The 14,422-nt window shown below is 39.9% G+C and carries 10 protein-coding genes; 9 read left to right on the top strand and 1 reads right to left on the bottom strand.

Translation table 11 applies throughout. The features are described 5' to 3' along the window. The first annotated feature begins 54 nt into the window (after nt 1-54). The 3 genes from MHH70_RS08095 (at nt 55) to prfB (ending at nt 4,862) form a co-directional block, all read left to right on the top strand. Complete coding sequence (locus MHH70_RS08095; protein ID WP_342473176.1) at nt 55-519, top strand: nuclease-related domain-containing protein; 465 nt, start codon at nt 55-57, stop codon at nt 517-519. Nucleotides 520-1,105: 586 nt separating this feature from the next. Further along, a complete protein-coding gene (gene secA / locus MHH70_RS08090; protein WP_066165091.1) occupies nt 1,106-3,613 on the top strand; it encodes a preprotein translocase subunit SecA in 2,508 nt (835 codons plus the stop codon). A 144-nt stretch (nt 3,614-3,757) separates the two neighbouring features. Then, nucleotides 3,758-4,862, top strand: a protein-coding gene (gene prfB, locus MHH70_RS08085; RefSeq protein WP_342473174.1) for a peptide chain release factor 2 whose coding sequence is annotated in 2 segments (ribosomal slippage) — nt 3,758-3,829 and nt 3,831-4,862 — 1,104 coding nt in all. Because the reading frame shifts where the segments join, the coding sequence is not laid out codon by codon here. An 88-nt stretch (nt 4,863-4,950) separates the two neighbouring features. On the opposite strand, the gene MHH70_RS08080 is transcribed toward prfB, so the two are convergent. Next, entirely contained in the window at nt 4,951-5,442 is a 492-nt protein-coding gene (locus MHH70_RS08080; protein WP_066165097.1) for a competence protein ComK, read from the bottom strand. A 196-nt stretch (nt 5,443-5,638) separates the two neighbouring features. Here MHH70_RS08080 and MHH70_RS08075 point away from each other — a divergent pair, with 196 nt between their 5' ends. From MHH70_RS08075 to ftsX, 6 genes are all read left to right on the top strand, one after another. Then, nucleotides 5,639-5,899, top strand: a complete 261-nt coding sequence (locus MHH70_RS08075; RefSeq protein ID WP_066165100.1) for an IDEAL domain-containing protein — start codon at nt 5,639-5,641, stop codon at nt 5,897-5,899. Between the two features lie 269 nt (nt 5,900-6,168). Beyond that, nucleotides 6,169-8,151 carry an excinuclease ABC subunit UvrB gene (gene uvrB / locus MHH70_RS08070; protein ID WP_066165103.1) on the top strand — a complete coding sequence of 661 codons (1,983 nt, stop codon included), beginning with the start codon at nt 6,169-6,171 and terminating at the stop codon, nt 8,149-8,151. Between the two features lie 6 nt (nt 8,152-8,157). After that, nucleotides 8,158-11,028 carry an excinuclease ABC subunit UvrA gene (gene uvrA, locus MHH70_RS08065; RefSeq protein ID WP_066165106.1) on the top strand — a complete coding sequence of 957 codons (2,871 nt, stop codon included), beginning with the start codon at nt 8,158-8,160 and terminating at the stop codon, nt 11,026-11,028. Nucleotides 11,029-11,141: 113 nt separating this feature from the next. After that, a complete protein-coding gene (locus MHH70_RS08060; RefSeq protein WP_066165109.1) occupies nt 11,142-12,341 on the top strand; it encodes a DUF4097 family beta strand repeat-containing protein in 1,200 nt (399 codons plus the stop codon). Between the two features lie 405 nt (nt 12,342-12,746). Further along, complete coding sequence (gene ftsE, locus MHH70_RS08055) at nt 12,747-13,433, top strand: cell division ATP-binding protein FtsE (protein ID WP_066165112.1); 687 nt, start codon at nt 12,747-12,749, stop codon at nt 13,431-13,433. After that, complete coding sequence (gene ftsX / locus MHH70_RS08050) at nt 13,423-14,319, top strand: permease-like cell division protein FtsX (RefSeq protein WP_066165205.1); 897 nt, start codon at nt 13,423-13,425, stop codon at nt 14,317-14,319. The genes ftsE and ftsX overlap by 11 nt, the downstream gene beginning before the upstream one ends. Nucleotides 14,320-14,422: the final 103 nt, after the last annotated feature.

Raw genomic sequence — 14,422 nt, 5'->3', positions numbered from 1 at the left:
GCGGTACTAGCAGCCGCAGTTCGTCGAGGCTTTTCAGAATTTAAAGAGGAGCTTATTCGCGTACAGCAAGGGTTAGCTGGCGAGTTTTATGTTGACCGTCAATGGCAAGATATGCAATTGCATGAACCTTATTTTTTACTCCACGATTTTCAAATAGATGCCCATCAAATTGATACTATTTTCCTTTGTCGAAAATTTCTTCTCCTATTAGAAATAAAAAATATTGCAGGACGGATTCATATAGATGGAGCGACCCATCAATTTACTCGCAAGCTCGGCGACGGCAGCGAGCAAGGTTTTCGCAACCCACTGAATCAGGCACAGCGTCATCAACGTATGCTTGCACAGTATATTTCTACATTGCCAATTTATTATGTTGTTGTATTGGCTCACTACAAAACAATCATCGAGCAGATGCCACCAAATACCCCAATTATTCATAGCAGTGGACTAGAGTTGCATGTTCGCAAGCTTTTGGCCTCTCATAAATCTATTTTATCCAATGAACAGCTTAAGTAGCTATTACATCAATTACTTCAAATGTGTACTACTCACAGTCTACGATTAAATATTAATATCTCTTCCATACGAAAAGGCGTACTTTGCAACAATTGTTCTGTAACGATGTATTATAAGCACGGTCAATTTACTTGCCCTAAATGTAATGGTACCTTAGTACAAGAAGCGCTACATGACTATGCCTTGTTAGTCGATGAGTGGATTTCCAATGAAAAATTAAGAGTCTTCCTCAAAATCGACTCCATCCACGCCGCCAAGCGCTTACTAAAAAAACTAAATTTACCACACGAAGGACAAAAAAGACATCGGAGATATAAAATAATTAAATAGTGAAACGCCAATAGAATCACAGAAATCGCCAATAGACTCAAGAAACCGCCAATAGCCCTCCCAGCAAGTGCCATGCCTCCCGTGGGAAGTGCTAGCAACCCCAGAATAATCCCCATGTAGCCAACGCAAAAAATATGTCACCAATACAAACTTTTTCGCAATTGAGAAAAATACAAAAAACACGCGCGTCCATTTGCACCACATATATATATAATGCTAAAATGAAGGTTAGAGAAAATACAGGAAGTGAAAATAGATGTTAAATATATTAAATAAAATGTTTGACTTTAATAAAAAAGAATTAAAGCGTTTGGAGAAAAAGGCGGATGCTGTTGAGGCGTTAGCTAGTCAAATGGAAGCATTGCCTGATAGTGCTTTACAGGCGAAAACTGAAGAATTTAAAGCACGCTTCCAAAAAGGAGAGACACTGGAGGATTTATTGCCGGAGGCGTTTGGTGTTGTGCGTGAGGCATCACGTCGTGTGCTTGGGATGTATCCATTCCGTGTGCAAATTATGGGTGCTTCTGCTTTAAATGATGGAAATATTGCGGAGATGAAAACCGGTGAAGGGAAGACCCTAACTTCTACATTAGCCGTTTATTTGAATGCATTAACTGGCAAAGGTGTGCATGTTGTTACGGTGAACGAATATTTAGCGAGTCGAGATGCTTCTGAAATGGGCGAGCTGTTCCAATGGCTCGGCCTAACGGTAGGCTTAAACTTAAATAGTTTATCTAAAGAGGAGAAACGAGAGGCTTATGCGGCTGATATTACTTATTCTACAAATAATGAGCTCGGCTTCGACTATTTACGTGATAATATGGTGCTTTATAAAGAGGAACGTGTGCAGCGTCCGTTGCATTTTGCTGTAATTGACGAGGTTGACTCGATTTTAATTGATGAGGCGCGTACACCATTAATTATTTCAGGACAGGCCGGTAAAACAGCGCAACTTTATGTACAATCAAATGCTTTTGTTCGGATGTTAAAGGCGGAGGAAGATTTTAACTATGATGAGTCAACAAAGGGTGTGACGCTAACTGAGAATGGGATTGAGAAGGCAGAGCGAGCATTTGGGATTGACAACTTATTTGATTTAACGCATGTTCGATTAAATCATGCAATCAACCAATCGTTAAAGGCACATGTATCGATGCATGTGGACGTTGATTACGTGGTGCAGGAAGGTGAAGTTGTTATCGTTGATGGCTTTACGGGTCGTTTAATGAAGGGACGTCGTTATTCAGATGGTTTACATCAAGCGATTGAGGCGAAGGAAGGCTTAGAAATTCAGAACGAGTCGATGACAATGGCGACGATTACGTTCCAGAACTATTTCCGTATGTATGAAAAGCTAGCTGGTATGACAGGTACAGCAAAAACAGAGGAAGAGGAATTCCGTAATATTTATAATATGGATGTTATAGTTATTCCTACAAACAAGCCAGTTGCACGTGATGACCGACCAGATTTAGTTTACGCTACAATGAAAGGGAAGTTTGAGGCGGTGGCACGTGATATCGCTGAGCGCCATAAAGCAGGACAGCCTGTGTTAGTAGGTACTGTTGCCATTGAAACATCGGAAATTATTTCTACATTGTTAACGAAGCATAAAATTCCACATAACGTATTAAACGCCAAAAACCATGAACGTGAGGCGGAAATTATCGCAGATGCTGGTAAAAAAGGCGCTGTAACAATCGCTACGAACATGGCTGGACGTGGTACAGATATTAAGCCTGGCGAAGGTGTTCTAGAGCTAGGTGGTTTAGCTGTAATCGGTACTGAACGTCATGAATCTCGCCGTATCGATAACCAGCTACGTGGGCGTTCTGGTCGTCAAGGAAATCCAGGTGTGACGCAATTTTATTTGTCGCTTGAAGATGATTTAATGCGTCGTTTTGCTTCGGAAAATATGAAATCGGTAATGACAAAGCTTGGAATGGATGACTCACAGCCAATCCAATCGAAAATTGTGTCGAGAGCTGTAGAATCAGCACAAAAGCGTGTTGAGGGTAATAACTTTGATGCACGTAAGCGATTATTACAATACGATGATGTATTACGTCAGCAACGTGAGGTTATTTATAAAGAGCGTCAAGATGTAATTGAATCTGAAAATATGCGCGCACTTGTTGAAACGATGATTCGTGAATCAATTGAAAATGCCGTGGCGCTTCATACGCAAGGTGAGGAAAAGGATTGGAACCTAGAGCCGCTTGAAGATTATATCGCAGCAAATTTACTTGATGAAGGAAAAGTCACTGTGAATGATTTACAGGGCAAAGCGCCAGATGCGATGATTGAGGTCATTTATGCAGCTGTACAAGAGCGTTATAACGATAAGGAAGAGCAGTTAACGCCTGAGCGCATGCGTGAATTTGAAAAGGTTATTTTACTTCGTTCCATTGATACGAAATGGATAGACCATATTGATGCGATGGATCAACTGCGCCAAGGGATTCATTTACGTGCATATGGTCAAACGGATCCACTTCGCGAATATCAGCAAGAAGGGTTTGCGATGTTCGAGGATATGGTTGCGGCTGTGCGTGAGGATGTAGTGAAATATGCAATGAAGGCTGAAATTCGCAGTAATTTACAACGTGAAGAAGTAGCTAAAGGGCAGGCTGTTAATCCAAAGGAAGAGGCAGCACCAAAGAAAAAGGCGCCTGTTCGTAAAGCAGAAAATATCGGGCGTAACGAGCCTTGTCCATGTGGAAGCGGAAAAAAATATAAAAACTGTCACGGTGTTGCGAACTAACTAGGTATAAAAATGGAAGTCGGGCTGTCTAGAAAGTAGTGCGCTAGCTATATTTTCTGCGATGAGCAATCGCAGCAGCACGCTTTTTAGGCAGTCCTTTTCTACTTCTTCATATAGAAGAAAATCAACGGAGGAATAAATATGATCGAATTAGCAGAAGCAAGAAACATTTTAGAAAATACAGCGGGGAAATTAGCTGATTTTAGGGGGTCTCTTTGACTTAGAAAATAAAGAGGCACGTATTCAGGAGCTTGATGAACTAATGCTCATGCCTGATTTTTGGAATGATCAGCAAGCGGCACAAACAGTTATTAACGAAGCAAATGGTATTAAAGCAATTGTCAATGATTACAATGAATTACTCGCGACACATGAGAATTTAGAGATGACATTGGAGCTTTTACGTGAGGAGCCAGATGAAGATTTACAAATGGAGCTAGAAAGCGAACTAGAGCAGTTTGAAGAAAAGATGGAAGACTTTGAATTGCAAATGCTGTTAGCCGATCCATATGATAAAAATAATGCGATTTTAGAGCTGCATCCCGGTGCAGGTGGTACGGAATCTCAAGATTGGGGCTCTATGTTGCTTCGTATGTACACACGCTGGGCTGAAAAGAGAGGCTTTAAAGTATCAACAATTGATTATTTACCTGGTGAGGAAGCGGGGATTAAATCCGTTACACTTTCGATTACAGGTCATAATGCATATGGCTATTTGAAATCGGAAAAAGGCGTACATCGTCTTGTACGTATTTCGCCATTTGACTCTTCAGGTCGTCGCCATACATCATTTGTATCATGTGAAGTAATGCCAGAGTTTAACGACGATATTGAAATAGAAGTGCGTTCCGAGGATTTAAAAGTTGATACGTATCGCTCGACAGGTGCTGGTGGACAGCATATTAATACGACGGACTCTGCTGTTCGTATTACGCATATACCAACAGGTGTCGTAGTGCAGTGTCAGGCGGAGCGCTCACAAATTAAAAACCGTGAAAAAGCAATGCAAATGTTGAAGGCTAAGCTTTACCAATTAGAAATTGAAAAGCAACAGGCGCAGCTTGATGAAATTCGTGGTGAGCAAAAGGAAATTGGCTGGGGCTCGCAAATTCGTTCTTATGTATTCCACCCATATTCGATGGTGAAGGATCATCGTACGAACGAGGAAACAGGAAATGTTGGCGCGGTAATGGACGGAGATATTGATGCGTTTATTAATGCTTATTTACGTTCGCGCATTATAAAATAGAAAGCTATGGGGCTATTCAGAGGAGGTTACACTTTTCTGAAAAGCCTTTTTTCAAGTGTAGAGGATAGAGGGGTGCTCATACATTAAATTAATATAAATGCGTCCATTTTGATGTTAAGTGCTTATGTAACATCGCTGCACTGACATACTGTTTACAAAAAGATGTATATTGAATATCTAAATCGGAATCTAAAAAATTTTTGAATGTGACGTTAATTTGACCTTCTTGGTCTCGGATATTGATTAAGGAGTTGAATGATACCCAGCCGTTCAAAGGGGATTTTGGAGACATTAAAGGAAACATAACACAAGGGTCTCCGTAATTGATTGCGACGACAATGGGGAGTTTATGCTTGTTTGCGCCGAAGTATTGTTTGGAAAGCTCTATCGCTGATTGGTAGCTGCTTCCCATTTGTCTGCATGAGGCGCGAATGATTTTCATGGGACTTTGTGAAACGTAGAGACAACCGGCTTTATCAAAGACGAGTGTATGCAACCGCTTGTCTTTTTTTATTGGTAAAAGTAAATAAGTTGCATTTGTAACACAGTAAGAATTTAGATGTTTAATGCTTGTATTCAAATTAGAATCTCCTCCAATAAAATAGAACAATCCACCTATCCTCTATAATATCCAGTATAATACATCTATGTTAATGAAATCAACAATAATGATGATAAAGCAATAAAAATATTTAGAAAAGATAAAATTATCAGAAAATATTGCAAATTGATTTTCTGTTCTATATAATAGAAAAAAGAGCATCGAGGTGATTAACATGGATAAATTCTATTCATACACTGAGTTTTTACGCGCAGTGGGTCAGCAAGGTACTAAAAATCAATGCGAGCAATTGTTGAGTGATATTTATCTGGACTTATTCTTAAGTAGGCTCCAAAGGCTGCAAAGAATTGAAAAATTGAAAGAGTTAATCGATGTGGCATTAGATGAAAGGAATGAACAAGATTTTTATAATTATACAAGCGAATTACGCGAGCTGGAGGAGCAACCAAATGAAGAAAGCATTGCCTTTATGTGAATCACTTAAAGGATGGCAAAAAAATAGGGCAGCATGTTAGAAAAGTGAAAATCTAACATGCTGTTTTTATTTGCATTAAAAAGCTAAATTTAATTGAGGCGTCCCAAAAGCAGGAAATACAATGCTTTTGGGACGCTGCGATGAATTAAACTTGCTTGAAAAGTAGATTTTTAAAAAACGAAGGAATATATGTTCGCTTAATTGTCGATATTTGAAAATGAATATGCTAAAATACAACTAACTAGATTGGCAAGAAGGGACGAAAAAGCATGACGGAAATTTTTGATTTACAATCGGCTTATAAACCTAATGGTGATCAACCAAGTGCCATTCAGGAGCTTGTTAAAGGCATTCGAGAAGGAAAGCGGCATCAAACGTTACTAGGTGCAACAGGTACAGGGAAAACATTTACCGTTTCGAATGTTATCCAGCAAATAAATAAGCCTACACTTGTTATGGCACATAATAAAACATTGGCAGGTCAGCTTTATAGCGAATTTAAAGAGTTTTTCCCAAATAACGCAGTGGAATACTTTGTCAGCTATTATGACTACTACCAACCCGAGGCATATGTACCACAAACGGATACGTATATCGAGAAAGATTCGAGCATCAATGATGAAATAGATAAACTACGACATTCAGCAACATCCGCATTATTTGAGCGTAATGATGTAATTATTATTGCTTCAGTCTCTTGTATTTATGGCTTAGGTTCGCCAGAGGAATACCGAGAAATGGTTGTTTCTATTCGCACAGGGATGGAAATAGAGCGTAATGAACTGTTACGTCGTCTTGTCGATGTGCAATATGAGCGCAATGATATTAACTTTATTCGTGGAACATTTCGGGTGCGCGGTGATGTAGTTGAAATTTTCCCAGCATCTCGTGATGAGCATTGTGTTCGCGTCGAGTTTTTCGGAGATGAGATTGACCGTATTCGCGAGGTCGATGCATTGACGGGTGAAATTTTAGCGGAGCGTGAGCATGTAGCTATTTTTCCGGCATCTCACTTCGTTACACGTGAGGAGAAGATGCTTAAGGCCATTAAAAACATTGAGGTGGAGCTGGACGAGCAGTTAACAAAGTTTCGTGCGGAGGATAAATTGTTAGAGGCACAGCGCCTAGAGCAACGTACAAATTATGATTTAGAAATGATGAAAGAAATGGGCTTTTGTTCAGGTATTGAGAATTACTCACGTCATTTAACATTGCGCGAATCGGGGGCTACACCATACACATTGCTCGACTATTTCCCCGACGATTTTCTACTCATTGTTGATGAAAGCCATGTAACATTGCCGCAGGTGCGTGGAATGTACAATGGTGACCAAGCGAGAAAGTCAGTGTTAGTGGAGCATGGCTTCCGTTTGCCATCAGCTTTGGATAATCGTCCACTAAAGTTTGAAGAGTTCGATTCAAAGATTAGTCAGGCGATTTATGTATCAGCGACGCCAGGTCCGTATGAGCTAGAGCATACACCGGAAATGGTTGAGCAAATTATCCGTCCAACAGGCTTATTAGACCCGCTAATTGATGTGCGTCCAATTGAAGGGCAAATTGATGATTTAATAGATGAAATCCATCAACGCATGGAGCGCAAAGAGCGAGTGCTTGTAACGACATTGACGAAAAAAATGTCGGAGGATTTAACTTCTTATTTAAAGGAAGCAGGCTTAAAGGTAGAATATTTGCACTCTGAAATTAAAACGCTAGAGCGCATTGAAATTATTCGCGAGCTGCGCAAAGGGACATACGATGTGTTGGTTGGCATTAATTTATTGCGAGAAGGACTTGATATTCCAGAAGTATCACTTGTAGCGATTTTAGATGCTGATAAAGAGGGTTTCCTTCGCTCTGAGCGTTCACTTATTCAAACTATTGGGCGCGCTGCACGGAATGCGAATGGCCATGTGATTATGTATGCAGATAAAATGACAGACTCAATGCAAAAAGCGATTGAGGAAACAAAGCGCCGTCGTTCCATTCAAATTGCCTATAATGAGGAACATGGTATTACACCTAGAACGATTATTAAGAAAATTCCAGATGTTATTCGCGCAACACAAGTAGCAGAGGAAGAGGAAACATACGTAACGAAAGTGACAAAAGGTAAAAAATTAACGAAGGCTGAAATTGATAAATTGATTGCATCATTGGAAATAGAGATGAAAGAAGCATCGAAGGCGCTTGATTTTGAACGTGCAGCAGAGCTTCGAGACACAATCTTTGAATTGAAGGCAGAAAGGTGATTCCACTTGAAAAATACAGAAATCGTTGTACAAGGTGCCCGGGCACATAATTTAAAAAACATTGACGTAACAATTCCTCGTGATCAACTAGTCGTTTTAACAGGGTTATCTGGCTCAGGAAAATCTTCATTAGCATTTGATACAATTTATGCTGAGGGGCAGCGCCGTTATGTTGAGTCACTATCTGCTTATGCACGCCAATTTTTAGGACAAATGGATAAGCCGGATGTTGATACGATTGAGGGCTTGTCGCCAGCAATTTCAATTGACCAAAAAACAACGAGTCGTAATCCACGCTCGACTGTTGGAACAGTAACGGAAATTTATGATTATTTACGATTATTATTCGCGCGTATCGGTACACCTATTTGTCCAACACATGGAACGCCTATTACGTCACAAACAGTTGAACAAATGGTTGACCGCTTAATAGAATACCCTGAACGCACAAAAATGCAGCTTCTTGCACCGATGATTGAAGGACGTAAAGGAACGCATGTAAAGCTATTGGAGGACTTGAAAAAGCAAGGCTATGTGCGTGTGCGTATTAATGGGGAGCTTCGCGATTTAGACGACAATATTGAGTTGGATAAAAATAAAAAGCATACTATTGAGGTTGTCGTTGACCGTGTTGTAATGAAGGAAGGGATTGCCGCACGTTTAAGTGATTCATTAGAGGCTGCATTACGTCTAGCTGAGGGACGTGTACTTGTCGATGTGATGGAGCATGAGGAGCTTTTATTTAGCGAGCATCACGCATGTCCACAATGTGGTTTTTCTATCGGAGAGCTAGAGCCACGCATGTTCTCCTTCAATAGCCCATTTGGTGCGTGTACTTCTTGTGATGGGCTAGGGATGAAGCGTGAGGTAGATAAGGATTTAGTTGTGCCAGATTGGGATAAAACGTTGCTTGAGCATGCTATTGCGCCGTGGGAGCCGACGAGTTCTCAATATTATCCACAATTATTAAAAGCGGTATGTAACCATTACGGTATTCCAATGGATGTACCAATTAAAGATATACCAAAGCCACAAATGGATAAAGTGTTAAAAGGCTCTGGAAAGGAAAAAATTCAGTTTGATTATGAAAATGAGTTTGGGCATAAGCGTAGCCAATTAATTGAATTTGAAGGTGTATTGAATAATGTAGAACGTCGTTTTCGTGATACGTCCTCAGACTATGTGCGTGAGCAAATGGAAAAGTATATGGCAGAGCAGCCATGTCCAGCCTGTAAGGGGTACCGCTTAAAGCCAGAGACGCTAGCGGTGAAGTTAAGCGACAAGCATATCGGTGAAGTAACGCAGTTTTCTATTTCGGAAGCAAATGCGTTTTTTGATAGCTTAAAATTATCGGATAAAGATTTGCAAATCGCGCGTTTAGTTTTACGTGAAATTCATGAACGACTAGGCTTTTTAGTAAATGTTGGCTTGGACTATTTAACCTTATCACGTGCGGCTGGGACTTTGTCAGGTGGGGAAGCACAGCGCATACGCTTAGCTACACAAATTGGCTCACGTTTAACAGGTGTACTGTATATTTTAGACGAGCCATCGATTGGCTTGCATCAGCGCGATAATGACCGTTTAATCACGACGCTGCAAAGCATGCGTGATTTGGGAAATACATTAATTGTCGTAGAGCATGATGAAGATACAATGCTTGCAGCAGATTATATTATTGATGTTGGACCGGGAGCAGGTGTGCATGGTGGACAAATAGTTGCGCAAGGAACGCCAACAGAGGTCATGGGCAATGATTCATCGTTGACGGGGCAGTATTTGAGCGGTAAAAAATTTATTCCTCTACCTGCTGAACGACGCAAACCGGATGGCCGCAAGCTTGTCATTAAAGGTGCGAGCGAAAATAATCTGAAAAAAGTGAATGTCGATATTCCACTTGGCGTATTTATTGCTGTAACAGGTGTATCAGGCTCTGGTAAATCTACGCTTATTAATGAGATATTATATAAATCGCTCGCGTCAAAATTGAATCGCTCAAAGGTAAAGCCTGGAGCGCATAAATCGCTAGATGGTATTCAGCAGTTAGAAAAGGTCATTGATATTGACCAGTCACCAATTGGACGTACACCACGCTCCAATCCTGCAACTTATACAGGCGTTTTTGATGATATACGCGACGTCTTTGCTGTGACGAATGAGGCGAAGGTACGCGGCTATAAAAAAGGGCGCTTTAGCTTTAATGTAAAAGGTGGTCGCTGTGAGGCTTGTCGTGGTGATGGTATTATAAAAATTGAAATGCACTTTTTACCAGATGTATATGTGCCATGCGAGGTATGTCACGGCAAACGCTATAATCGAGAGACGCTAGAAGTGAAATATAAAGATAAGAATATCGCTGAAGTGCTTGATATGACAATTGAGGATGCGGTCGTCTTTTTCGAAAACATTCCAAAAATTCATCGCAAGCTACAAACAATTGTGGATGTTGGCTTAGGCTATATGAAGCTAGGACAGCCTGCAACGACATTATCAGGAGGAGAGGCACAGCGCGTAAAGTTAGCCTCTGAGCTGCATCGTCGTTCAACAGGAAAGTCATTTTATATTTTAGATGAGCCGACGACAGGCTTACATGCGGACGATATAGCTCGCTTATTAGTCGTGCTACAGCGACTTGTTGATAATGGTGAGACAGTACTCGTAATTGAGCATAATTTAGATGTGATTAAAACAGCTGATTATATGATTGATTTAGGTCCAGAGGGTGGCGACAAAGGTGGAACTATTGTTGCAACAGGTACACCTGAGGAAATTTGTGCGAATGAGGCGAGCCACACCGGACGTTATTTAAAGCCGATTTTAGAGCGCGATCGTAAGCGCATGGCAGAGCAAATTGCTAATATGGTAGCAAAATCGTAAATTCTGTAGATTGTATAGGTTTTTTCTAAGCTATTTTTGATAAAAAAACATGAAACCTTTTTCCTCCCTCGGGCGTATAACTTAGTATACAAATCAGAGGGAGGCTTTTTAATATGCAAAGTGAACGTCAACGTATTTTAAAATTAGTTGAAAACGGAACAATTTCAGCAGAAGAGGCCATTGTATTACTAGAAGCATTAGGGAAAGATGAGTCTGGACAAGCGACGATGCCAGTCGCACCTAAAGTAGAGGAGCAGCAGGCGAAAAGCGAGGACTTTAGTAAGGTTGATGATTCAGAAAAGCGTACAACATCCGGTTTTGAGGACCTATTTAATAAAGCGTTCAATGATAAAGAAGCAAATCATAAAATGAACGAATTTATGAATGATTTAAAAGAAGATTTATCTCAATTTAGCAATCGCATGATGGGCCTAATGAACGGTGCTTTTTCAAAGGTGAAGGAATTCGATTTTGAGTTTCCATTTGGCGAAAAAGTAGAGTTTAATAAAACATATGTGTACGATGCAGAGCAAGTAAAAGGTTTTGAAATTGATTTACCAAGCGGTAAGCTGACGCTTGAAAAAGCGGCAGATGATAAGGTGCTTGTGGAAGCTCATGTAAAAGTAACGAAATCCGATAATGATGAGGAACAAACAATTGCTAAGTTTACAAATGATTTTGTCACATTGAATGATGGCAAGCTGACGATTGCAACAGCAGTAAAAATGTCATCTGTTGATTTACACCTTCATGTACCGGAAAAGCACTATGATATTTTAATCGTTCGTTTATTGAATGGTAGTATGACGGCAAGCAATATTCACTCTACTTTACTAAAATTAAAAACGTATAATGGGGCAATTCGCATTGAAAAATCAGAATTCCAGCGTGCAGACTTAAATTCTGGTAATGGCATGATTGAAGCTCGTTTAGTGAAGGGGGAAGATTTAGAGGCAGAGTCAGTAAATGGTCGCATTTATATCGATGGGGATATTCAGGAAATTGAAGCGGAATCTGTTAATGGTGCTGTTACATTAACGACAAGCTCTGACAAAGCTCGTAAATTAAAGGGCTCGGCTGTAGCTGGTACAGTGGAGCTCTATGTACCAAAAGGCTTATCGTTAGATGGGCGTGTAACGACAAACTTTGGAAAAACAGATGTTGGTCTGCCAGATGTCACTGTCAGCACAAACGAAGACCAATTTTTATTAAAAACAGCACACTTCAGCAAAACAGTTGAAGGTGCACCTGTTTTAAAACTACTAGGTGAAACACGTACAGGCTCAGTAATCGTTCGCTACCATAATAATTAAAAGGGCGTCTTCAAGATACGCCCGTTAAATGAGAGAGCTTTCTTTGGAAAAGGGAGAAACACTGTGTTTAGTGGTGTTTCACCTAAATGAAGAAACGTAAATTAATTTGTCTTTGCAAAACAAGGCTGCCTTTTCGGGCAGCCTATTTTTTATGAGCGAATTATGACTTTAGTATTATACATAACTATAACGCTGATTTATAATGCACTTTATCGCGAAATATTTTGTAATAATTGTTGCAAAGTAGGAGGCGTTAAAACGCTCTAAGACGTAGTTTGCAAGGGTACGTGAAAATCAATCTATATTGACATGAAAATGTAATAGCAAGAAGCGTATACAATGTTATAATGAGGAAGAGTAAAAAAATTGTCAACTTGTGATATGACGAAATTTAGGTGGTAAAAAATGATTCAAATGAACAATGTTGTAAAAAAATATCCGAATGGTGTTGTAGCTACTAATGGTATCACTGTTGATATAAGACAAGGTGAATTCGTTTATGTTGTCGGTCCAAGTGGTGCAGGGAAGTCTACATTTATAAAATTAATGTATCGTGAAGAAAAAGCAACTTCTGGTGATGTAATTGTAAATGGTATAAATTTAACGACATTAAAGCAAAGCCGCATTCCGAAAATGCGCAGACATTTAGGGATTGTCTTTCAAGACTTTAAGCTATTGCCACGGCTAACAGTGTATGAAAATGTGGCGTTTGCAATGGAGGTTATTGAAGAACAGCCTAGAAAGATTCGTCAACGCGTGCTAGAGGTTTTAGAGCTTGTTGGTCTTAAGCATAAAGTACGTATGCTTCCTAGCGAGTTGTCTGGGGGGGAGCAACAGCGTGTAGCTATCGCTCGCTCTATTGTGAACATGCCTAAAGTTGTGATTGCGGACGAGCCTACAGGAAATCTCGACCCTGAAACGTCATGGGAAATTATGAATATTTTTGAAGAAATTAATGCGCGTGGTACGACAATTGTCATGGCGACGCATAATAGAGAAATTGTCAATACGATTCGTCGACGTGTAATTGCGATTGAGGGCGGTATGATTGCTCGTGATGAGTACGGAGGTGATTATGGCTATGAAGGGTAGAACAATTCGCCGACATTTCCGAGAAAGTTTTAAATCATTAGGACGCAACGGCTGGATGACATTTGCCTCGATTAGTGCAGTAACTGTAACATTGCTACTTGTTGGTGTATTCGCAGTCATCATGATGAACTTAAATAAAGTTGCAACAGATTTAGAAAATGATGTTGAAATACGTGTTTATATTGATATAATCGCGGATCCTGAAGAGGCAAAGCTAGCCGAAGACCAGCTTATAGATGAAATCCATAACCTACCTGAAGTAGCTGAAGTTGTCTACTCTTCAAAAGGACAAGAACTTGATAAGCTCATTAAAGATTTTGGAGATGAGCTTAGCTTGTATGAGCAAAACAACCCGTTACACAACGTTTTATATGTAAAGGCAGTCGATCCACACGAAACAGCAAATGTAGCAAAAGCGATTGATAAGTTCGATAATACATATGAAGTGAAATACGGTGAAGGAAAAGTAGAGAATCTTTTTAACTTTATTAAAATTAGTAGAAACGTAGGTTTAGCGCTTATTTTAGGCCTGCTTTTCACAGCAATGTTTTTAATTTCAAATACGATTCGCATTACGATTGTTGCACGAAGAGATGAAATTGAAATTATGAAGCTTGTCGGTGCAACGAATTCATTTGTGCGTATTCCATTTGTTTTAGAAGGTATGTGGCTTGGTATTTTAGGCTCAATCATTCCAATCATTGCAGTATCGGTTGCCTATTACAATATTTATCAAATACTGTTGCCACGTTTAAAAGGGCAAATGCTGCAAATTTTGCCTACGACCCCTTTACTTTATCAAGTAAACGGCTTAATTCTCGCTATTGGTATATTAATTGGGGTATGGGGTAGCTTTATGTCCGTACGCAAGTTTTTAAAAGTTTAACATTTCTCAATTAAATATTGGCATGTGTCGTCACAGTTTTAGGTTAATTTCTACCAACTAGCTCGAGAAGTTTGGACTAGAGTTAGCTGAGGTGTAATTAATA

The sequence above is a fragment of the Metasolibacillus sp. FSL H7-0170 genome, from assembly GCF_038593115.1.
GTDB lineage: Bacteria > Bacillota > Bacilli > Bacillales_A > Planococcaceae > Metasolibacillus > Metasolibacillus fluoroglycofenilyticus.
Note: the sequence above shows the minus strand (reverse complement) of the source record. Positions and strands in the feature narration are given on the sequence as shown.